We start from the raw sequence: 23,723 nt of genomic DNA, 5'->3' as shown, positions 1-23,723 counted from the left end.
TTTATAAACTAATAAGTCGTCAAACCGTCATTCGAAAAGTCGTTATATCGTTAGAGAATGATGAAAACTTCCCCTATGCTTAACCCTAAGGAAAGTAAATATATAGGTCGTAATGGAGGTGGGTGCTTAAGATGACTATGCGACTGCACGATATACGAATGAGTTGGACTGCATGAAGCCGCCTAAGTCTATAGGATTTGAAATCAAGGTGTTGGCCAACTTAATCAAACGGAAATTAGACGATGGCTCATTAGATGATGGGGAGGAGAGCTTGACCGGCATGCAAGGTTGGATCATTGGTTACTTAAAAGCCAATCGGAATCGTGCTGTGTTTCAGCGGGATATTGAGAAGGATTTTAATGTCCGGCGTGCAACGGTGACTGGAATGCTGCAGTTAATGGAACGAAACGGACTTATTATTCGTGAACCGGTGATACATGATGCCAGGCTTAAGAAGCTGACCCTGACTTTGAAAGCCGATAGAATGCACGAACGGGTCGTTAAGAGATTTGAGGAATTCGAGAACCATTTGCGCAGTGGATTGAGTGAAGAAGAGATAGTTGTATTTATTGAACTTGCTGAAAAGTTAAAGAGGAATCTGAACTAGTGATTGCCATGCCTATATTGTTAGGAGCCTGACAGTAAGGGCAAGAACAACTTGTATCTGTCCGAGAAGGAAGGTGGAGTGGTATGAAGCTTATCTTACGTTATCTAAGACCTTTTGCCTTTACGTTGGCAGTTAGTCTGGCCTTTCTGCTGATTCAGGTATTCTGTGATTTAGGTCAGCCGAGATTAATGAGTGAAATGGTCGATATCGGCATTCAATCGGGAGGGATTGAGTCTGGAGCACCTGAGGCGATCAGTGCCGAGGGAATTGAACTGTTGAATATCTTTCTAGACGAGCAGGACGGAGCAATCCTTGCGGATGGATATTCTTTAGTTTTGGCTGGAACGAACAAGGAAATCTCAGCACGTTACCCTACTGAAGATAAGCAGGATATCTTGATTCGGGATGACCCGCACTCAGAGGACGTAGACCGGGCCTACACCCGCGCAGTTCATGCACTTGTGCTTTCATTAGAGAAGTCTGAGTCTAATGACGGAAATCTGAAACTGGAGCAATTGTACTCCATGCTGCCGTTCTTAGCAGAACGTAAAGCTTCTGGTGAGTTGACCTCCTTCATCAGCTCGGCAGCAACAGATAATTCCTTGGTCAGTTCTCGAATTGGAGTAACGTTCACCCGCCTTTTCTATAACGAACTTGGTGTTGATCTGAAGCAGTTCCAGCGGGCTTACATGATTGAAATTGGAATGAAAATGTTAGGGGTATCATTACTCGGGGGGCTCGCAGCAATTATGGTGGGCTGGTTTGGATCCAGGATCGGTACGTCGGTTGCGATGCAGCTGCGCAGAGACATCTTCGAGAAAGTCACCCGGTTCCCAAAAGTAGAGTATGAACAGTTTTCACCCGCATCGCTCATTACTCGAACCACTAACGATGTGCAGCAGATTCAGCAGTTGATCTTGACGGGACTACGTTTATTGCTCTTTGCGCCTATTATGGGCATCGGAGGTATCATTCTAGCTATTCGCAGTAGCTTGTCAATGAGCTGGATTATCGCAGTATCGGTCATTTCAATCTTTGGTATTGTCTTTGTCTTATTTTCCTTATCAATGCCGAAGTTTAAGACGCTGCAGAAATTAATCGATAAGCTGAATTTGATCACCCGAGAAAATTTATCCGGTATGTTAGTCATCCGTGCGTTTGGAAATGAAAAGTACGAAGAGACACGGTTCGAACAAGCCAATAGCAATCTTAAGGTGACAAACCGGTTTGTTCAGCGGACGATGGCATTCATGTTTCCGGCAATGACGTTGGTCATGAACCTTATTATCCTACTAATTATTTGGGTAGGAGCAGGAGCGGTAGCGACTTCCGAACTTCAAATTGGTAACATGATGGCCTTCATGCAGTACGCCACACAAATCATTATGTCTTTCTTACTCATGTCATTGATGTTCATGATGATCCCGCGTGCACTGGCTTCGGCGGAACGGATTCAAGAAGTACTTGACACCGAAGTGAGCATTTCCGATCCCAAACATGCGAAGTCAATTAACGTCGAAGAAGGAGGGAGGGTAGAATTCAAGAACGTTTCCTTCCAGTATAAGAATGCGGAAGAACCGGTTTTGGAAGACATCAGTTTTACGGCATGGCCAGGTCAGATGACGGCCTTCATCGGTACAACTGGTTCAGGTAAATCGACACTAGTGAACCTTATTCCTCGTTTTTATGATGTGACTGATGGCGTAATTACAATAAATGGGATCGATATTCGTGAACATTCACAAGAGGAGCTACACATTAATATAGGCTACGTTCCACAGAAGGGATTTTTATTCTCTGGAGATATTGTTTCAAATGTCCGGTATGGAATGGAGTCTGCAGATGAGTCGGAATTTGAGGAAGCATTGGAAGTAGCTCAAGCGAAAGGATTTGTACAGAATATGCCGGATGGAATAAAGACAACAATTTCTCAGGGAGGAGTTAACGTAAGTGGAGGTCAAAGGCAGCGGCTTGCCATAGCCCGTGCACTGATTAAGAAAGCGCCTATTTATATTTTCGACGATAGCTTCTCAGCACTAGATCTGAAGACAGATGCGGCTCTCCGAAGAGCGCTTAGACCTTTCACTTATACTGCGACTGTCTTGGTAGTTGCACAACGTGTAAGCACGATTAAGCATGCAGAGCAAATTATCATGCTGGATAAGGGGAGGATCGTTGGTAAAGGAACACATCCAGAATTGCTTAAATCCTGTGCTTCTTATCGGGAAATTGCAGAATCCCAGCTGGAGAAGGAGGCATTGGCATGAGCAAAGCCGGATTAAACCCACCCTCCGCCCAAAACTTCAAGGCTGGGATGAAGACACTGTTAACTTACCTGGCACCATTTCGCTGGAGGATTACTACCGTGGCTTTCCTTGTCGTAGGCGCTACACTATTTAACATTGTCGGACCAAAAATACTTGCTAAGGCGACGGATGAACTTGTGACGGGCATTTCATCGAATATGCAAGAGGTTTCCAGTACAATCGATTTTCACTTTATCGGTAGAATCGTGCTTTCGTTAGCGTGTTTGTATGTACTTGGGGCCTTATTTAGCTATTTTCAGGGACACTTGATGGCTGATCTTGCAACTAAGATTTCGTATAATCTCCGTAACGCAGTCATGACCAAGATCAATCGTATGCCTCTTGGATATTTTCAGCGTAATAGTCAAGGAGATATCTTGTCCAGAATGACGAATGATGTGGATACTATGGAACAAACTCTCAGTCAAAGTATCACCCAATTGCTCACTTCCATGGCTACGGTCATCGGAGTTGTGGTGATGATGCTGACAATTAACTGGCAACTGACGCTAATCACTGTTGTGACAGTGCCCGTCTCGCTGTTTTTCGTTATGCTTCTTGTTCGGGTGTCACAAAAGCATTTTCGGCATCAACAAGAGTTTCTCGGGCGTGTCAACGGACATGTAGAGGAGACGTACAGCGGCCACATGATTATGAAAGCTTTTAACGGCGAGAAGAAAGCACTGAAGCAATTCGATGCGGAGAATATAAAGCTTGCTGGATATGCGAAAAAAGCTGAGTTCTACTCCAGTTTAATGATGCCAATTACGATGATCATAAGTAATCTCGGATATGTCTTGATTTGCATCGCTGGTGGGTCGATGGCTGTTAACGGAAAAGTGAGCATTGGCGATATTCAGGCCTTTATTCAATACGTGAGGAATTTTTCCCAGCCAATCATGCAGTTGGCGAATTTATCAAGCCAACTCCAACGGCTGGTTGCCGCTTCAGAGCGCGTGTTTGATTTTTTGAATCAGGAAGAAGAAGAAGAGGAAGAAGCCTTTATACCCGTGGATGAAGTAATGATTCAGGGTAATATCCAATTCGAGCACGTAAAGTTTGGCTATGAGAAGGGGAAGCCGATTATTAAAAACTTTTCACTGGATGTTAAGCCGGGACAGCGCATTGCGATTGTTGGCCCGACGGGAGCAGGGAAAACAACAATCGTCAAGTTACTGATGCGATTCTACGAGCTGGACGACGGGAGGATTCTTATTGACGGGAATGATCAGGCTGAATTCAGACGGAAGGATATCCGCGGCAAGTTTGGCATGGTCTTGCAGGATACATGGCTGTTCAATGGTATAATTATGGATAATATCCGTTATGGAAACTTAAACGCATCGAATGAAGCAGTTATTGAGGCCGCCAAGGAAGCTCAGGTCGATCATTTTGTAAGGACTCTGCCTGAAGGTTATCTGATGGAATTAAACGAGGAGACGAGCAACGTATCACAAGGCCAGAAGCAATTACTTACGATAGCAAGGGTCATTCTGGCTGATCCGAGAGTGCTCATTATGGATGAGGCGACCAGTTCTGTGGACACAAGAACGGAAGTTTTGATTCAAAAGGCGATGGATAAACTTATGGAAGGCCGGACCAGCTTTATTATTGCACACCGGTTGTCCACAATTCGGAATGCTGATATGATCCTTTGCATGGATCAAGGTGACATCGTTGAACAAGGCACGCATGATGAATTGCTGAGGAAGGGCGGGTTCTATGCGAACCTGTATAATAGCCAGTTTGATCAACCGGAGATGATCGCGGATTATCTCTAAAAGAATTTGAGGTGCTGTACATGGAGAAGTTAAACGAAATCACTGACGCTTATGCCCTAAGAAAAGGAAACGATTCTCTATCGTATTTGCTCAGCTGCATTCGCAAGGGAAATAGCAGCCAGATTGAGACTGAGCTTAACGATCCGGAGTATCTCCAATTTACTGAAATGATCTTTAGACATGAGTACTCTTTTGCCTATATGATCATCCAGTTCCTGTGGCCCCAAATCGTCCGCGCTGCTGTAGAAGGCGGAATGCCGGAAATGGCCGCATCGGGGTTGTACAGGAGCTATATTGATAAAGCTAGGCGGAGTAAATCAGTTCGGGTACTGTTAGAAATGCATAAGCAAATCTTTCTCGAGTATTCGTATAAGGTTGCACAGTCGGCCGTTGATTCGTATTACTCACCACTTGTTCGCAAATGCCGTTCGTTCGTAAGGGGGAATCTGTATGGGCGTCTCTCTATAGGTGAAATTGCCCGAGAGCTTCATTGCAGTCGAAGCCATTTAGCCCATGTATATAAGAGTGAGACAGGAGAGACGCTGACCGCCCGTATCCGTCTTGAGAAGATATTCGAGGCCAAGCTGCTTCTAGAGCACTCTTCATTCCCGCTTTCCAACATTGCTCAGAAGCTGGGCTATAGTTCGCAAAGCCATTTTGCCGATACCTTCCGCAAGGTAACAGGGATGACACCTGGCCAATTTCGTAATCAAGCTGAAGTAGAAAGCTAGAATAAAAAAAGCACAAATTTGATATAATTTGCATGATGTTTGTATCCTCCCATATTCTGTGCTGTTATGTTTATAACTGATCGCTAAAGAATATGGAGGTGCTGTATTTATGAAAGCAGCAATTTATCGAGGTGTTCGTGATGTGGTTATTCAAGAGATTCCGGACCCGATTTTAGGCGAGAAGGATGTCATTATTCAGAATTTAGTCTCCGGCATTTGTGGTTCGGATATCGCTGCCTACACTCATGGCGGGGATAAAGTGCTTATTTATCCCAATAGCGAATTCGGACATGAAATGATCAGTGAAGTGATTGCAGCGGGACAAGATGTAAAGGATTTCAAAGTCGGCGATCGAGTGTATCCTTATCCGACCTTCGCTAAAGGAGACATGATGCGTGCGGCTACCATTGGAGGATTCTCCGAGAAAGTTCTTATTCCAAATGTTCTGCTGAATCATAGCTTATATAAAGTACCTGACAAGATATCCAATACAACCGCAGCTATGATCGAACCATTTACAGTCGGTTTTTATGGTGCAAAGCGAGCTAATCCTGAGCCTGGCCAGACGGCTGTTGTGTTCGGTTCAGGTATCATTGGGGTTGCTGCTGCCTTTGGGTTAAGGTCGAGGGGAGTGGAGAAGATCTTAATCGTAGATATCAGCGATTTTAGACTTGATTTATTGAAACAATTCGATTTTGAGGTTTGCAACTCCATGAAGGAAGACCTTGGAGCCAAATTGGCTAATGTTTTCGGTGTGGAATCCGAACTATTCGGCGACAAGATAAACGTAGATATTTTTATTGATGCAGTCGGTGTAGAACAAATTCCGCAGCAGTTCCAGCAATACGGTAAGATGGGCGCGAAGATGGTTGTGATCGGGATCCACCATACACCGCGAGTAATCGATCTTCAAAAAATTACGATGCATTGCCAATCGATCATCGGAAGTGCGGGTTATGAAGACGTAGATTACGTACTGAATTTCATGAAAAAAACTACTTATAATCTGGAGAATCTTGTAACTTCAGAGCACTCATTAGACGAATTCGAATTGGCGATTGCTGCTGCAGGTAACAGTAAGAACGGATTAAAAGCCGTTATAAAATATTAAGAGGTGTCACAAATGAGATTCAAAGATAAAGTCGTTATTATTACTGGAGCCGCTGCAGGTTTAGGGAGACAAAATGCAATCCGTTTTGCTAAAGCAGGAGCAAAGATAGCAATTTGTGATATTCAAGAAGAAAAATTAAAGGAAACAGTAAAGCTGTGCGAAGCAAAAGATACAGATGTAATAGCAACAATTACCAACTTAAAGGAACAAGAACAAATGAAGGAATTTGTTCAGGAAATTAAACAGAAATTCGGCCATGTGGATGTACTAATTAATGGGGCAACTTCTTCCAATTATATGGTGCCTTTTCTAGAACAAACAATTGAAGATTTAGACCATTCTTTAAGAACCCAACTCTATGCAACCTGGTCGATGATGCAACTGTGTTTTCCTTTAATGCAGGAAAAGGGCGGCTCAATCATTAATTTCATAAGCAATGCAGTGCAAGGTTTAGATGGATATGCATCGTATACTGCAGCTAAAGGAGCTGTCGGGGCACTAACTCGAACTGTCGCTATCGAGTGGGGGAGATATAATATTCGCGTGAACAATGTAAGTCCTATAGCGATAACTGATACGGTAATAAATGACTCTCCGAAAGAACTTTATGATGTAATTATGACTCAAGTTGCGAAATCCAGTCCGTTTAAAAGAGTTGGAATACCAGAAGATGATGTTGTCCCGGTTATTTTATTTCTGGCTTCAGAAGATAGCAGATGGATCACTGGGCAAGATATACGTGTTGAAGGCGGCGTAGATATTCACTGGTAGACTATGAGTTATAGATTGTTTTTTAGTATTGAGTTGAAAATATAGATTCTCTTAAGCCATTGCCGATCCAGGCGTGGCTTTTTTAATATCCTATGGAGCAAATTAGTCGCTAAAACGTCAATGAGAAAGTCGTGAGAGTGTTAGTGAGGATTTGAAATTCTCTTTATCATAAGTAACAGAATTAAGTGAAGGGAGAAGGGAAATGAAGAGACTGAACATTGATCGGGCATGGGAATTTGTAAACGGTAAACCGTCTCAAATACCTGGATATAGTATTTCTCAGGCCAGTATCGTAAATTTACCCCATGATTTTATGATCGGGACAGATACCTTTAAGGATGCCCCTGCTGGATCGTTAAGCGGTTATTATGACGGAGGAGTTGGTACCTACACGAAGATGTTGGATATTCCGGAAGAGTATGCCGGGAAGCGGGTTTTAGTGGAGTTCGATGGATCGTACATGAACACGGCTGTATCATTGAACGGGCATCTCGTCACCAGGCATCATTACGGATACACACCCTTCCATGCCGACCTCACTCCCTATATAAAGCCGGGAAAGCCGAACCGCCTATCCGTAACCGTTAACAATGGGGCGCAGCCGAATGCAAGATGGTACACCGGCTCCGGTCTTTACCGCCATGTAGACCTGCTTTGTGCTCCACAGGTTCATATTGCACCATGGGGGATTTATGCCTATACGTCACATATTGTAAACGGCACAGCCTTCATTGTTGTAGAAGTGTCGGTAGAGAATCATACGGGCAAAAGTGAGCATGTATGGGTGGATGTCCAAATAGAAAAAGAGTCAGGAAGAACCGACGCGGGTCACGGCAGGATCAAGATATATCTCCCAGCAGGCGAAACAGTCACCGGACGGGTGCATATTTCAATTGAGAATGCTGAGCTATGGGATATCATTTCACCAAATTTATACCGGATTACCGCTAATTTGTCTGGTAAAGACATTGTACTAGATGAGGATAGTACTCTATTCGGTATTCGTACCATTTCCGTAGACGTCAAAAATGGATTTATGCTGAACGGTCGAACTGTCAAACTTAAGGGCGGCTGTGTTCACCATGACAACGGGATTCTTGGTGCCGCATCTTATTATGACAGTGAGTTCCGCAAGATGAAGCTGCACAAAGACAATGGCTATAATGCGATTCGCTGTGCACATAATCCTCCATCGAGAGATATGCTGGAAGCTTGTGACAGGTTAGGATTGCTCGTTATTAATGAAGCATTCGATGTCTGGACCATGGAGAAGAACATCCATGATTACAGCCAATATTTCGAATTGGATTGGAAGGAGGATATGAGAGCCTTTATTTACCGTGATCGGAATCATCCCTGTATCATTATGTGGGCTACCGGCAATGAGGTCCCTGAGCGAGGAGGCATGTCTGACGGCTATGCATGGGCTGCCAAGCTTGCGGCATGGGTGCGAGAGTTAGATTCGACACGTCCGGTTACCAATTCGTTGTGCTCCTTTTTCAGCGGACTTGATGACGAAGACACGGAGAAATTTTATCAAAGTTTAAAGAGTACATCTGAAAGTAATGGTGGACTTCAAAATCTGGATTCGGAATTCGGCCGAAGTGTCTGGGGCGACTATACTGAGGCTTTCTGTGCCCCCCTCGATGTCGTTGGTTATAACTACTTGAATTACCAATACGAAGATTCCATTATGAGATATCCTAACCGGATCATCTACAGTTCTGAAAGCAAACCGCTGGATATGGCCGAATATTGGCATGACGTTGAACGCTTCTCCCATGTTATTGGCGATTTTAATTGGACGAGTTATGACTACATCGGTGAAGCGGGTCTAGGCAAGCAGCTCTATCTTAAGTCTGATGAGGTGGGACAAGCAAGTATGCTGATCCATATCTCCCCGTATCCTTGGCGTCTTGCCTTTGACGCAGACTTCGATCTATGTGGCTTTGAGCGCCCACAACTCGCTTACCGCAGAATTGTATGGGGATCTGAAGAGACGTTTATTGCCTCCCATAATCCGGAGAACTATGGCAAAACGGAGATTCTGGCGCGTTGGGGATGGCCGGAGTGTGAAAATACGTGGTGCTGGTCTGGTTATGAAAAGAAGCCAGTACGGGTCGAGGTCTATTCGGCAGCAGACGAAGTGGAGTTGATCTTGAACGGCAAGAGTCAAGGTAGAAAGCCAGCCGGTAGGGAGAATCGTTATTCTGCTCAGTTTGAGCTTGTTTATGAGCCGGGATTATTGAAAGCAGTAAGTTATAAAGCCGGTAAGAAAATATCTTCTGACTCGCTCATAACTGGCGGGGAGCCTTCAGATATTCGGATTACGCTGGATAAGAAGGAGCTGGCAGCAGATGGGCAAGCGCTGGTTCATGCAGTTGTAGAAATTATCGATGCCAAAGGCCAAACGGTACCAAATGCTGAAGTCAAGGTGTTGGCCAAAGTGGAAGGTGCAGCTTCATTAGTAGCATTCGGTACCGGTAGGCCGCAGACGGCCGAGAACTATACAAAGGGTGAATTCACATCATATAAAGGCAGGCTGCTTGCAATTGTACGCGCAGGTTATGAATCAGGAAATGCCCTTCTTACAGTGTGTATTCCTGGACTGGGAACCGCCACTTCCAATATTCCGGTTGTCCAGTTAAAGTCGTAAAACTGTCATTGAATTAGTCGTCAAACTGTTAGTTGGGCGGAAGTACATCCTATAGGATAAGGATGTAGCATACATGAAAACAAATAGGAAGGGGATCGGATATGAAACCAGCCGCAACAGCCGCGGCAGTACAAGCCGGGCCAAAAGTGAAGAAAACAAAGATTAATTACAGGAAACATGCTCCGTTACTTATTATGATGATTCCGGGCCTACTGTACTTGCTCGTTAACAACTATCTCCCAATGTTCGGAATTGTCATCGCTTTCAAGGATATCAATTTCGCCAAGGGTATCCTTAACAGTGATTGGGTTGGATTAAACAATTTCGTATATTTGTTCAAAACGTCGGACGCTTTTATCATTACAAGGAACACGATCCTGTATAACCTTGTGTTTATCTTCCTTGGTACGACACTGGCCATTGCCTGTGCAATCTTGTTAAACGAGCTTAAGAATAAAGTAATGCTCAAGTCGATCCAAGCGATCATCACCATGCCGCATTTGATCTCTATGGTCATTGTAAGTTATCTCGTATACGCATTGTTTAGCGCAGAAACAGGATTTATGAACCATACAGTGCTGCCATGGTTTGGTATGGAGGATGGAATTATGTGGTATAGCGAGGCGAAGTACTGGCCTGTTATCTTGACCTTGGTTCATTTCTGGAAGAGCATCGGTTATTCCAGTATCGTCTTCTTCGCTTCGCTTATCGGCATAGATGAGGAGTATTATGAAGCAGCAAGACTGGATGGCGCGAGTCGTTGGAAGCAGATTACTAATATCACCCTGCCGATCATGATGCCGGTCATCATCTTGATGACACTACTCAGCATCGGACGAATATTCTACTCCGACTTCGGTTTGTTCTACCAGGTCCCAATGGCTTCCGGAGCATTGTTCGAAACAACGGAGACGATTGATACGTACGTCTTTAAAGGACTCATGGGTTCGGGTGATCTGGGCATGTCCACGGCAGCAGGGGTCTATCAGTCTATTGTCGGATTTGTTCTTGTCATTTTCGCCAACTATACAGTACGTCGATATAGCAAAGATAATGCATTGTTCTAAGGAGGAAGCATCATGAAGTCGGATGGCAGATTTCTTGGCTTGTTAAGTATTATAATTATGGTATTGTTCGCTGCTGCATGTATCATTCCGTTTGTTCTGCTAATTTCGGGCTCGTTAACGGATCAGAATGCGATCGTAGCACATGGTTATTCTTTTATTCCATATACGTTTAGTACAGACGCTTACGTTTATTTATATGATAGAGGGTCCGATATATTGCGGGCATATGGTGTAACGGTGTTCGTAACAGTAGTCGGAACTGTCGTCGGTGTGACTATTACGACACTTATTGCTTACCCGCTATCCCGAAGAGAAACACCACACCGAGGATTAATTACATTTCTTATTTTCTTCACGATGTTGTTTAACGGTGGCCTTGTACCCAGCTACCTCATTTATACGCAGTTATTCGAAATGAAGAATACCATTTGGGCACTGATTTTACCGGGAATACTTACGAACGGCTATTATATGATGATGATGCGAACATTCTTCCAGTCGACTGTTCCACCAGCCTTAATCGAATCAGCACAATTGGACGGGGCAAGTGAGTACCGGACCTTATGGTCTATCGTGCTTCCGATTTCAACTCCCATCCTGGCTGCAATTGGAATGTTCATTGCAATCTTCTACTGGAACGATTGGCAAAATGGTATGATTTACATTACAAATCCGGCACTCTTTAGTATCCAAAACTTATTAAACCGGATTATGCAGGATATTCAGTTCATTACAACGAACATGTCTTCCAATTCAAGCGAAGCGATGTCGCAGATGCCAACCGATTCTGTAAAGATGGCGATGGCAGTTATAGGTGCACTACCGATTCTAGTAGCATATCCATTCTTCCAGAAATACTTCATAAAGGGTATCGTCATCGGTGCTGTTAAAGGATAAACTAGGAAAGAGTTAAATGATTAGGTGTCCAACAGGCTGCAACTCTATAATATGGGTTGTGGCATTTGGACTTTCTTTACTTGTATGTATTGTTGAAACCCTGTCGAAGGAGCCCTGTCATGACTAATCGCAAATGGCTGTTCGGACGAAGCGCTTTGCGTCGCAAGTTAATACAAAGCGTGTTGCTGATGACCGTTCCTCTGATTGGAATGCTATTATACAATAACTTCTATGCTATCCATGTAGTTCGAGGGCAAGTCGCTGATTCATACAGTAATTTGCTGGGGCTGTACATGAATCAGATTGATAGCAGTTTGAATGACGCTGATGCTTACATGAATACGGTAGGAGGCTCAGGTTATGACTTGACTTCCCTGGGACGGGCCTCAACGGACACGGAGTATTATAGCGCCAAGGTGTATATGTTCAACAAGCTTTCAAGCGATATTTTACTATATGATTCGATAGACAGTTTCTTCGTTTATGAACCCAAACGATTGGATTTTATGATAGTCCCCAAAAGCAACAAATCGTATGAAGAGATTGAGAATAGCACGGATTATATTGTGAATTGGATTCAAGAGGGCACTTACTCAACGGGTACGGCTACTACTGGATGGCAACATCATAAAATTGGGCATGAACATTATCTGATTGAATTTGTTCAATATGGAAATGTTTATCTAGGAGCTTGGGTAAAGACCGAACAGTTGCTCAGGCCGCTGAAATCTCTTCAGATTGGTGCGGGTGGCGAAGTGTTGCTTGCGAATGCGGAGGGGGAGCCAATTGCGACAACGGGTATTGTTAGTGATCGAGGGATAGAATTAAAACAAAGTATGAATAACTATTATCTTTCCGGTACAAAAGAGAAATTCCTTGTGGTAGGTACGCCATCGAAGAGAGGGGCGTTTAGTTTAATAGCTTTTATTCCAGATCAGGATATCTTAGCTAATCTTCCATATCTGCAGTGGGTTATTTGGATGATTACCGCTGCTGGATTGCTTTTTGTTCCATTGGGGCTATACGCGATAAGACAGTCAATTTTGGTTCCATTAACCCGGTTAATGCGAGTAATGAAGAAAGTCCGCACCGGAGACTGGAGCCAACGTGTGGAACTGCGGGAAACGTCAGAGGAGTTCCAAGTGCTCGGCGAATCGTTTAACGCTATGATGACGGAAATCGATACTCTTCGTGTAAATGTATTCGAAGAGCAGCTAAATAAGCAAAGGGAAGAGCTGCAGCGCCTACAAATGCAGGTGAATCCTCACTTCTTCTTAAACTCATTAAATATTGTGTACAATCTTGCCAAAGTCAAAAACTACGAGCTAATCATGCAAATGACATTAGCACTGATTCAATACTTTCGGTTTTTGTTCCGGAGTAATACCTCTTTCGTGAAGCTCAAAGATGAGCTTGAACATACGCGGAATTACATGGACATTCAGATGTTGCGCTTCCCAGGACGATTATCTTGGCGCCTTGATACACCGGACTATTTATCAGATGTCCCAATTCCCCCGCTTGTTATTCAGTCTTTTGTCGAAAATTCAATCAAGCATGCGATGACAATGGAAAAAACTATTCATGTTGCCGTAAGCATCAGATTTGCCGATGATGAAAGCGGTTCTCACCTGAAGATCCGAATCGAGGATTCAGGTCAGGGGTTTGATAATGAGGTGCTTAAGGAACTGCAAGCGGGCCGAAGCGTCGAGAATCAACTGGGCGAACGTACGGGAATCTGGAATGTCCAAAGGAGATTAAAACTGTTGTATAGTGAGCCCCTTTCCATTCACTTCTTTAACGATAATGGATCGGGCGGTGCAGTAGTGGAAATGATTATACCGACCCGCCCGGAAAGGGGGAAGCCAGATGAACAATCAAATGCTTATTGTTGATGACGAAATTCATGCTATTGAAGGCGTTAAAGCTGATTTGGATCTTACAAAGCTTGGGATTATTAAGTTGTTCACAGCTTATAGCATGCGGCAAGCTCAGGCTGTATTCGGGCAGGAGATCATCGATATCATGCTGTGCGATATTGAAATGCCGCAAGGCAGCGGCCTCGAACTAGCGGCCTGGGTAAGGGAACATCATCCGGAGACAGTGATAATCTTTCTGACTAGTCATGCTGATTTTAAATATGCAAAAGAAGCGCTGAAGCTGGGAAGTCTTGATTATTTGCTTAAACCCGTACTTACAACCGATTTGGAGAAGGCAATCGTAAGTGCGCAAAATGTACTCGACCAGTATAACGAAAAAAATCGCCATGTCGTCTCTCATCAATTGTGGACGAAGCATCATGCCTATATCATCGAGCGGTTTTGGCAGGATCTTATCAATCATTCGACACCACGTACCCCTCAAGCGGTACGTGAGCAGGTAGAGCTTCATAATATTCCGATTACGATAGAATCTGTTTTCATACCGGTGTTATGTTCCATCCAACGATGGAATAAGACATTAAAACGAAGAGACGAAAAAATACTGGAATATGCTTTAAGGAATACCGCTGAAGAGATGATTATCGGGAGTCACTCTAACGGTATTTGTTTTCAACTGGATCGGGGGATGCTGCTCATTATCCTTGAACACAACAGAAACGCAGATGTGTGTGATGTTCAATTTAAAGAAGCATGCAGCCGGTATATTTATTCCTGTAATCAGTATTTTTACTGCGACCTATCTTGTTATTTAGGTAATCCTGTAGAAGCTCATGAAATAGCGGATATGGTAATGGAATTGAGAAATCGGGATCGTAATAATGTTGCAACGGTCAATAAACTTTTCACAGAAACTGAGGCCATTCAGATCGGTCATATAGTCACACTTCCGGAGCTAAGACACATTGCTTTGCTAATGAAGACGGGAACGAAAGAAGCCGTTTTTAGCGAGGTGGAAAAAATTCTTAGTACTCTCATTTTGAAGCAAGAGATGAATGCGGAAGTACTCCATCAATTTCATCAAAACTTCATGCAGCTGCTGTACTCATACCTTAATGTCAGAGGTGTTCAGGCCTACAAATTGTTTGGAGACGATCAATCCAAGGAATTATCCCAAAGGGTAGGACGTTCGGTCACTGATATGCTGGAGTGGGTGCGTCATGTTGTCGGCAAAGCTATGAAACAAGCAGATGTGGTCAGAGAGACAGAGACAGTTCTTGAAACCGTTAAACGTTATATTGTACTTAATTTGGAACAAGATTTGCCTCGTGAACAGGTGGCTGAGCAGGTGTTCTTAAACCCCGATTATTTATCAAGAATGTTTAAGAAGGAAACTGGTTATTCGATTTCAGATTATATTCTTATGGAACGAATCAATTATGCGAAGACATTACTGTCACAGACGAACATATCAATTAGTTCAATTGCTACATCTGTTGGTTATACGAACTTTTCTCATTTTGCCAAAATATTTAAAAAAATCGCAGGGATTGGTCCAACCGAATATAGAACTCAGCACAGAAATGGAGAATAGGCCAATAAGAGGTTTCTGGCTTTAAAAACAACAGACGAGGGAAGAGCTATAAGCAAACATGTAGTTCAGCTTGATAAAATGTATATGCCGTTATAGTATAAATAAATAATCAATCCATTTTGAGGTGTATCCATGAGGTTTAATGAGTTTTTTGTCGGACAAATATTTAAAACCAACTCTTTAAGAATCACGAAAGATAGTATTACGAGTTTTGCATCGGAGTATGATCCACAATATATGCATTTGGACGAAGATAGAGCAGAGCAAGGAAGGTTTAACGGAATTATTGCTTCTGGAATACAAACTCTTGCTGTTTCGTTTAAACTTTGGGTTGAAACGGGAAGTTATGGTGATGATGTAATTGCCGGAACAGCTATGAATAATATTAAATTTATAAAACCTGTGTATCCAGATGATGAACTTTATACCATTGTGGAAGTGATTGCAGTTAGAGAGAAAAAGAATGAAACGGGTATCGTTACAGTGTTGTTGTCAACCTACAACGATAAAGATGAGAAAATTTTTGAAGGCGATCTATCCGTTCTGGTCAAGCAATAATTTCATTCGAACAAGACGGCGGCAGTTCAGGACTTATTTACCCGGTCCCAAACTGCCGCTATCTTTATTTATATATGTATTTAAAGTAGCAAACGGTTAACTAATTGACTTTTTTAGTATAGGAACAAGTCTGGAAAGTAACATTGAAATAGTCGTCAAAACGTTAGTTAGTACGATTAGCAAACTATAAAATTAAAATAGTAACTCATTATCATCGTACAGGAGGAAACATAATGTCACTTCAATTTCCTAAAGGCTTTTTGTGGGGAGCCTCAACTGCAGCTCACCAGGTGGAAGGTAATAATGTGAATTCTGATTTCTGGCTGATGGAGAATTTGGATGAATCAGTATTTGTAGAACGCTCCGGAGATGCGGTGGACCATTTCCGGCGTTATCGCGAGGATATCGCTTTAATGGCTAATTTAGGATTTAATGCTTATCGCTTCTCGATCGAATGGGCAAGGATTGAACCGGAAGAAGGCGTGTATGATAATGTGGCTATCGAGCATTATCGAGATGTTCTAAAGACCTGCAATGAATATAAAATCACACCGATTGTGACGCTGCATCATTTCACTTCACCAGTCTGGCTCATTCAATCAGGAGGATGGGAGTCGGAAGACACCCCCTCACGTTTTGCCCGTTATTGTGGCAAAGTTATGCAAGAATTAGGTAAACTCATTCCCTATGCATGCACCATTAATGAGGCGAATATCTCCATTGGAATTACCAAGATCATTAAAAAGCATCAATCACAAGGTGCCGCTCAAGTCGGGATTAACCCGGGGACTGGAGCGCGTTTGGAGACATACGCTAGAGGGTTGAGAACTGCTTTTGGCATTCCGCAAGAGGAGGTGTATTCTTTCCTGGGTCCTCGTTCAGAGAGAGGATTGGGGATCATATTCCGGGCACATACAGAGGCCAGAACAGCCATTCGGAACGTTTCTCCGAACACTCAAGTTGGAATTACTATGTCGCTATATGATATTCAAAGCTTACCCGGAGGGGAAGAACACGCATCCAACGCGCTCAAAGAAGAATTCCTTCAATTCATATCTTATTTGAAAGATGATGATTTCTTTGGCTTACAGAACTATACTCGATCGGTTTACGGACCTGAAGGGTTCTTACCGATTCCCGAAAATGCCGAAAAGACTCAGATGGGTAACGAGTATTACCCACAAGGGTTAGAATCCGTTATTCGCTGTGTTTCCAAATACTTGGATAAGCCGATCTTTGTTACGGAGAATGGTGTGGCAACAGACGATGACGAGAGACGCATCGCCTTTATTGATACTGCATTAAAAGGTGTACATGCTTGTATCCTCGACGGGATACCCTTAAAAGGATATATGCACTGGTCGCTGATTGATAATTTCGAATGGCAACTTGGTTTTTCCAAACAGTTTGGACTCATCGCAGTTGATCGTACAACGCAAGAGCGTCTACCTAAACCCAGTGCTTCTCATTATGGTAATATTGCAGCGAGTAATATGTTATTTATCTGAAAGATGTATGAGGTGAGAAACCTATCAACGAAGTCGTGAAAGCGTTATCCATAAAGTCGTCAAAGCGTTAGTCTATAATTATATAGAAAGTTATGATGGGTCTGTAGTTAACTTATTCGATCAGGGGGATCGTAATGAAAACAAAAGCAAAGCTTATCAGTATGGCCTTAGTTACAATAATGTTAATGGGGATTTTTACCGGATGTTCATCTTCTAATAATGATGGTAATGAATTAACTCCTCAAGAAACAACCGGAATAAATGCTAATTCTTCTGACTCAGGAAAGGATAGTGCGACAAAAGATCCGTTTGAAATTACGATGGCTCTTCCGGTTTTTGGTCCAATACCGGTAGATATTGAATTGGTTCAGAATGAAATAAGCAATATAACCAAAGAAAAAATTAATGCAACTGTAAAAATACTTCCAATCAGCATCGGTTCGTACAATCAACAAATGAACTTGATGAGTTCCAGTGGCGAGAAGCTGGATATGTACATCTCTCTATCATCCATGTATAACTCGGAAGTATCAACAGGTAAATATATTGAATTGGATAATCTGGTGGACATTTATGGTCAAGATCTTAAAGCTCAATTTGATTCCGTATATTTGAACAGTGCTAAGATTGACGGAAAGCTTTATGGGATCCCTGTCCTCAAAGATTTTACAACTGGAGTTCCTGGAATTTTGATGAGAAAAGATTTGGTTGAAAAATATAAGATTGACATCTCGTCTATTAAGTCAATAGATGATTTAGACCAGGTATTCCAGACCATCAAAGATAACGAGCCCGCCATGACTCCGCTTGGAGTTGGCGTATCAGCACCTCTGAGCCAGTACTTGTGGTATGACAAACTTAGTGATCGTTATGGTGTTTTGCCGGAGTTTGACAATGGTTTAAAAGTAGAGAACATATTCGAGTCGAAAGAGTATGAGGATGCATTGAAAACGATGCATCGTTGGTTTAAGGCTGGCTATATCAATAAAGATGCAGCAACCAGCCAGGCTAATTCCTCAGATATGGTGAAAGCAAACAAGGCATTTTCATACTTCGTGACAAACAAGCCGGGGACAGTTGAGGGCGATAGTCGACTTACCAATCATGAGATGGTAGTTGCTCCATTAAAAGATAGAGCATATTCCACAACAAGTGATACATTATTGGCATTGTGGGGCATTTCCGTTAACTCTAAAAATCCCGAAAGAACGATGATGCTATTGAACCTGATGTATTCTGATCCGGATATTGCCAATTTACTCACATGGGGCATAGAAGGAAAACATTATGTGAAGGTGACGGATACAACCATTGATTTCCCAGCAGGTATTGACGCTAAAACGGTTGGATATTCCAATCAGAATTGGATTGTCGGAAACCCGCTTCTTACTTACACGTTTAAAACTGAACCAGTGGATAAATGGGAGCAAGTGAAACAGGCAAATGCTAATGCGACTAAATCTAAGGCCCTAGGCTTCCTGTTTAATACTGAACCAGTTAAAAACGAGATGACGGCTCTCAAAAATGTTCTTACTCAATATGAGAAAGTTCTCGAAACCGGAACTATCGATCCAACTGACAAACTTGATGAATTCAATACAAAGTTGAAGGCTGCTGGAATTGAGAAAGTTATCGCAGAGAAGCAAAAACAGCTTGATGAGTGGGCAGCTGCAAATCAATGAAATTTTGGGGGACCAGGTCTGAAAAGTGACCTGGTTTTTCCTTTGCTGAAGCTAACAAGTCGTGAAAGTGATACTGCAAATGTCGCCAAACCGTTAGTGAGTGGGGGCAGGATCACATATCATTATAATTAAGCTGGAAACTTCAAATAAAAGGAGCCGAAGAACAACTATGCTATATCCTATCGTAACCGACACACGTTGCATTATTGATTTATGCGGGATTTGGAATTTTAAACTGGATTCAAGTAAAGGTTTTCAAGAAGAATGGTATAACGAGCAGCTAACGGATACAATCTCTATGTCCGTTCCGTCCTCTTTCAATGATACGGGGGTTACCGGTGACATTCGCAACCATGTGGGCTGGGTATGGTACGAGAGGAATGTTACGGTGCCGAGTCTACTGTTCTCGGAACGAATTATGCTACGATTTGGATCTGCTACACATAAGGCCAAAGTATACCTTAACGGGAAGCTTGTCATCGAGCATATTGGTGGATTTACGCCTTTTGAAGTTGAAATCAATCCGTATCTGCAAGCCGGTAAAAACCGACTTACAGTTGCGGTTAACAACATTGTTGACGAAACAACGCTTCCGATGGGGGATTACAACGAGATGGAAGTTCCGGGCGGAGGAAAGGTCATCAAGAATAGCCCTTATTTTGACTTTTTCAATTATGCTGGGATTCATAGACCGGTTAAGATTTATACAACCCCCAAGAATGCTTACATTCAAGATGTTAGTATAGTGACAGAATTGAACGAGGCTACAGGAATCGTTAAATATAAAGCGTTAATTAAAGGAGAGGCTGAGGTTAAGGCCATATGCATTGATCAGTCTGGAGCGACGGTTGGAGAATGCAATGGAATATGCGGTACTATTCAACTTGAACACGTTAAGCTTTGGGAACCGCTAAAATCATACCTTTATCAACTCAAGCTAGAAATCCTGCAGGAGGGACAAGTTGTCGACACTTATGAGCAGCCTTTCGGGGTACGTACGATTGAAGTAAAAGATGGTAAATTCCTTATCAATAATAAACCCTTCTACTTCAAGGGCTTCGGCAAACATGAGGATACACCAATCAATGGCAGAGGCCTAAACGAAGCAGCGAACGTCATGGATTTTCGATTAATGAAATGGATCGGAGCCAACTCATTCCGCACTGCACACTATCCTTATTCAGAAGAAATTATGCGACTTGCGGACAAAGAGGGAATCGTTGTTATTGATGAGACTCCTGCTGTCGGGTTACACCTCAGCTTTGCCATAACCCCCAAGCAAGGAGCCAAGCGGAATACTTGGGACACGATTAATACACAAGAGATTCATCGGCAAGTGGTGCAAGAAATGATTGCGCGTGATAAGAATCATCCTAGTGTGGTTATGTGGTGCATAGCGAATGAACCAGCTTCCGAGGAGGATGGAGCTGAGGAGTACTTTAGACCGCTCGTGGAATTGGCTAAGGAATTGGATCCACAAACCCGGCCCGTTACGATCGTTAATATTATGATGGCTACCCCGGATATTGATAAAGTGGCTGAATTCGTCGATGTACTGTGCCTTAATCGTTATTATGGCTGGTATGTGTTTGGTGGTGATTTTGAGACAGCCAAAGCCGTGTTGCGGCAAGAACTGAATAGTTGGATTGAACGCTGTCCCGGCAAACCGATTATGATGACGGAATACGGGGCGGATACGATTGCTGGCCTGCATGATGTAGATCCCGTCATGTTTACGGAAGAATACCAAGTCGAATATTTACGGGCGAACCATGAGGTCTTCGATGAATATGAAGCTTTTGTCGGAGAACATGTGTGGAACTTTGCCGACTTCCAGACCAGCCAAGGTGTAGTAAGGGTACAGGGAAATAAAAAGGGTGTCTTTACACGGGATCGAAAGCCAAAGGCAGCCGCCCATGAACTGCGCAGAAGATGGCAAGCAATTCCTAATTTTGGGTATAAAGCAAACGACTAAAATAAACGCGAGAGTAAGAGACGTTGGTCAATAAATTCCAGCGTCTCTAACATATAATGTATTCATAAAACTAGCCTGCTCATAGGGGGAAATACAAGCATTGCGAAGGAGAGAAATCAATGAAATTCAATAATCCTGTCATTCCAGGCTTTCATCCAGACCCAAGCGTATGCCGTGTCGGAGAGGATTATTACCTGGTCACGAGCTCGTTCGAATACTTTCCTGGTGTACCGATTTTCCATAGCAAGGACTTGGTGAATTGGCGTCAACTGGGACATGTCCTGACACGGGAAAGCCAGCTTCCTCTTGCCCGCCAACTGCCTCCAGGATGGTCACAAGGGATCTACGCACCTACGCTCCGCTATCATAGAGGCAGATACTACATGATTACGACGAACATTACACTACAGGAAACCTTTTTCGTATGGACGGAACAACCGGCGGGGCCATGGTCGGATCCCGTCTATCTTGAGGGATGGGGGGGAGTCGATCCGTCCCTGTTATTCGATGAGGACGGTACTGTGTATGTGACTGGCACGGCGAACTTCAACGGAGAGCATGCCGGCATTTACCAGGCTGAGCTTGACATGGAGACAGGTAAACTGCTGACAAAGAGAAAACTGATTTGGGAAGGTACCGGGGGCAGTCATCCAGAAGGACCCCATTTATATCAAATTAATGAATGGTACTACCTTATGGTTGCAGAGGGCGGTACGGAATACGGACATATGGAGACCATTGCACGTTCCCTTCATCCGTATGGTCCCTACGAGTGTAACCCTAACAATCCGATATTGTCGAATCGAAGTACGTCAAAGCCGATTCAAGCAACAGGCCATGCAGATCTCGTGCAAGCCGCTGATGGGAGTTGGTGGTCTGTATTTCTGGGTATTCGGCCTGTCGGGAATGCAAAGCGGCATCACTTGGGCCGTGAGACCAATCTGGCACCAGTATGTTGGACCGACGCCGGATGGCCAATCATCGGAAATAACGGGATTGCAGAGATCGAACACGACGCAGGCGGTCTGCCGCTTGGAGAACCTGAAGAACCGGAGAGCCGGGAAGATTTTAATGCCTATATGTTGTCACCTGAATGGAATTTCTATCGGAATCCAGTACCTGGTTCCTGGTCACTGACAGATCGTCCTGGATGGCTAACACTGAATGGACAGGCTACGACTTTGAATGACAAGGAATCACTTGCATTCATCGGACGCAGGCAGCAACACAAAAATTGCGAGATATCGGTCCTACTGTCATTTCGGCCTTTATCAGAAGGCGAAGAAGCTGGACTTACGATCTTTATGAACGAGAAGTTCCATTACGAAATCGCTAAAATAATGGATAAAGGACTAACGAAGCTTATACTTAGGAAGAGGATCGGAGGAATGATAAGCACTGTTGCCGAGATTGAATATGACGAGGAGACAGTTGTCTTCGGAGTTTCGGCAGATGAATTATGGTATACCTTTACCTATTCCAATCCAGGCAGCGAGCCCAAGCCGTTCGGTCAAGGCGAAGTTGCTTTTCTTACAAAGGAAATTACAGGCGGATTTACTGGCGTCTACGTAGCCATGTATGCAACCGGGAATGGAAAAGACGCGCAGTCACCTGCTTACTTCGACTATTTTGATTATGTTCCGCTGGAGGATAAGCCACTTGATATGTTTGCGGTGATGGGTATCAGCAGGAATAAGTAGAAATTTCTACGATTAGCTTATCATGAGGTTGGTTAAATATGAAGCTCTCAGGACAAGTAGCAGTTGTGACAGGGGCAGCGTCAGGCATGGGGAAGGCCATTGCTGAGCTCTTCGCCGAAGAAGGAGCCCAGGTGATCGTTTCAGATCTTAACCTCGATTCTGCGGCCAAGGTGGTGGAAGGAATTATAGCTAGAGGCGGGAATGCAATTGCAGTCGTGACAAATGTCGCCGTAGAAGAGGACGTCCAGCGATTGATCGATACTGCATTCAAAAAGTTCGGGACGGTGGATATTTTGGTTAATAATGCTGGAATAATGGATAATTTCGTTCCGGCAGGGGATATCACGGATGACTTATGGGATAGGGTATTTGCAGTGAATACGACCGGACCTATGAGGACCACACGCAAGGTTCTTCCTATCTTCACGGAAAAGAAGAAGGGAGTCATCGTAAATATTGCTTCCGCAGGAGGGCTCTTCGGTTCGCGTGCTGGTGCAGCTTATACCGCTTCCAAGCATGCAGTCGTAGGCTTTACGAAGAACGTCGGCTTTCAATATGCAAAACTCGGTATTCGCTGTAATGCAATAGCTCCAGGTGCCGTGAACACAAATATCGGTGCCTCGCTACAAGCGCCGAATCCATTCGGAGCAGAACGTGCCTCGATTGGAATGGCTATCAATCCAGGATTAGGACAACCAGAAGATATCGCGAAGGTTGCTTTATTCCTGGCATCGGATGATTCGAGCTTTGTCAACGGGACAACGGTTACGGCCGATGCAGGCTGGACAGCTTATTAGAACAACTTCTGGGTCGCAACGATCCGTATATCTGTGAAGCGACTGTGATTATAACTTTTGTTGCCAGGAAACATCTATCAAATGCGATTGATAAAAGTATCT

Annotated in this window: 17 protein-coding genes; all 17 read left to right on the top strand. The window is 43.5% G+C overall.

The genetic code is table 11. The features are described from left to right. Window positions 1-172 precede the first annotated feature (172 nt). Window positions 173-607 carry a MarR family winged helix-turn-helix transcriptional regulator gene (locus MHH46_RS23835; RefSeq protein WP_076191982.1) on the top strand — a complete coding sequence of 145 codons (435 nt, stop codon included), beginning with the start codon at window positions 173-175 and terminating at the stop codon, window positions 605-607. 83 nt (window positions 608-690) lie between these two features. Continuing rightward, the gene (locus MHH46_RS23830; RefSeq protein ID WP_076191980.1) at window positions 691-2,874 is read left to right on the top strand and encodes an ABC transporter ATP-binding protein; all 2,184 of its coding nucleotides are present in this window, start codon (window positions 691-693) and stop codon (window positions 2,872-2,874) included. Further along, on the top strand, window positions 2,871-4,694 hold the full coding sequence (locus MHH46_RS23825) for an ABC transporter ATP-binding protein (RefSeq protein ID WP_076191978.1): 1,824 nt from the start codon (window positions 2,871-2,873) through the stop codon (window positions 4,692-4,694). The genes MHH46_RS23830 and MHH46_RS23825 overlap by 4 nt, the downstream gene beginning before the upstream one ends. A 20-nt stretch (window positions 4,695-4,714) precedes the next feature. Continuing rightward, window positions 4,715-5,425: an AraC family transcriptional regulator gene (locus tag MHH46_RS23820; protein ID WP_076191976.1), complete on the top strand. Its 711-nt coding sequence runs from the start codon at window positions 4,715-4,717 to the stop codon at window positions 5,423-5,425. A 109-nt stretch (window positions 5,426-5,534) separates the two neighbouring features. Then, window positions 5,535-6,536, top strand: a complete 1,002-nt coding sequence (locus tag MHH46_RS23815; protein ID WP_076191974.1) for a zinc-binding dehydrogenase — start codon at window positions 5,535-5,537, stop codon at window positions 6,534-6,536. A 12-nt stretch (window positions 6,537-6,548) separates the two neighbouring features. Continuing rightward, a complete protein-coding gene (locus tag MHH46_RS23810; protein WP_076191971.1) occupies window positions 6,549-7,307 on the top strand; it encodes an SDR family NAD(P)-dependent oxidoreductase in 759 nt (252 codons plus the stop codon). 202 nt (window positions 7,308-7,509) lie between these two features. After that, window positions 7,510-9,963 (top strand): glycoside hydrolase family 2 TIM barrel-domain containing protein, encoded by a 2,454-nt coding sequence (locus MHH46_RS23805; RefSeq protein ID WP_076191969.1) that lies wholly within the window; start codon window positions 7,510-7,512, stop codon window positions 9,961-9,963. A 101-nt stretch (window positions 9,964-10,064) separates the two neighbouring features. Next, window positions 10,065-11,030: a sugar ABC transporter permease gene (locus MHH46_RS23800; RefSeq protein WP_076191966.1), complete on the top strand. Its 966-nt coding sequence runs from the start codon at window positions 10,065-10,067 to the stop codon at window positions 11,028-11,030. Between the two features lie 12 nt (window positions 11,031-11,042). Next, window positions 11,043-11,927, top strand: a complete 885-nt coding sequence (locus tag MHH46_RS23795; protein WP_076191963.1) for a carbohydrate ABC transporter permease — start codon at window positions 11,043-11,045, stop codon at window positions 11,925-11,927. Window positions 11,928-12,046: 119 nt separating this feature from the next. Beyond that, on the top strand, window positions 12,047-13,822 hold the full coding sequence (locus MHH46_RS23790) for a sensor histidine kinase (RefSeq protein ID WP_076191961.1): 1,776 nt from the start codon (window positions 12,047-12,049) through the stop codon (window positions 13,820-13,822). Next, the gene (locus MHH46_RS23785; protein ID WP_076191958.1) at window positions 13,797-15,401 is read left to right on the top strand and encodes a response regulator; all 1,605 of its coding nucleotides are present in this window, start codon (window positions 13,797-13,799) and stop codon (window positions 15,399-15,401) included. The genes MHH46_RS23790 and MHH46_RS23785 overlap by 26 nt, the downstream gene beginning before the upstream one ends. A gap of 132 nt (window positions 15,402-15,533) precedes the next feature. After that, window positions 15,534-15,959 carry a MaoC family dehydratase gene (locus MHH46_RS23780; protein WP_076191956.1) on the top strand — a complete coding sequence of 142 codons (426 nt, stop codon included), beginning with the start codon at window positions 15,534-15,536 and terminating at the stop codon, window positions 15,957-15,959. Window positions 15,960-16,192: 233 nt separating this feature from the next. Beyond that, window positions 16,193-17,467 (top strand): glycoside hydrolase family 1 protein, encoded by a 1,275-nt coding sequence (locus MHH46_RS23775; RefSeq protein WP_076191953.1) that lies wholly within the window; start codon window positions 16,193-16,195, stop codon window positions 17,465-17,467. Window positions 17,468-17,601: 134 nt separating this feature from the next. Next, a complete protein-coding gene (locus tag MHH46_RS23770; protein ID WP_076191950.1) occupies window positions 17,602-19,149 on the top strand; it encodes an ABC transporter substrate-binding protein in 1,548 nt (515 codons plus the stop codon). A gap of 169 nt (window positions 19,150-19,318) precedes the next feature. Continuing rightward, a complete protein-coding gene (uidA, locus tag MHH46_RS23765) occupies window positions 19,319-21,124 on the top strand; it encodes a beta-glucuronidase (protein ID WP_076191947.1) in 1,806 nt (601 codons plus the stop codon). A gap of 119 nt (window positions 21,125-21,243) precedes the next feature. Beyond that, window positions 21,244-22,824 (top strand): glycoside hydrolase family 43 protein, encoded by a 1,581-nt coding sequence (locus MHH46_RS23760; protein WP_076191944.1) that lies wholly within the window; start codon window positions 21,244-21,246, stop codon window positions 22,822-22,824. 38 nt (window positions 22,825-22,862) lie between these two features. Further along, complete coding sequence (locus tag MHH46_RS23755) at window positions 22,863-23,621, top strand: SDR family oxidoreductase (RefSeq protein WP_076191942.1); 759 nt, start codon at window positions 22,863-22,865, stop codon at window positions 23,619-23,621. Window positions 23,622-23,723 lie beyond the last annotated feature (102 nt).

The organism is Paenibacillus sp. FSL H8-0175 (genome assembly GCF_045040615.1).
GTDB lineage: Bacteria > Bacillota > Bacilli > Paenibacillales > Paenibacillaceae > Paenibacillus_AQ > Paenibacillus_AQ odorifer.
The sequence above is the reverse complement of the archived record's forward strand: the minus strand, read 5'-3'. Positions and strand labels throughout refer to the sequence as shown.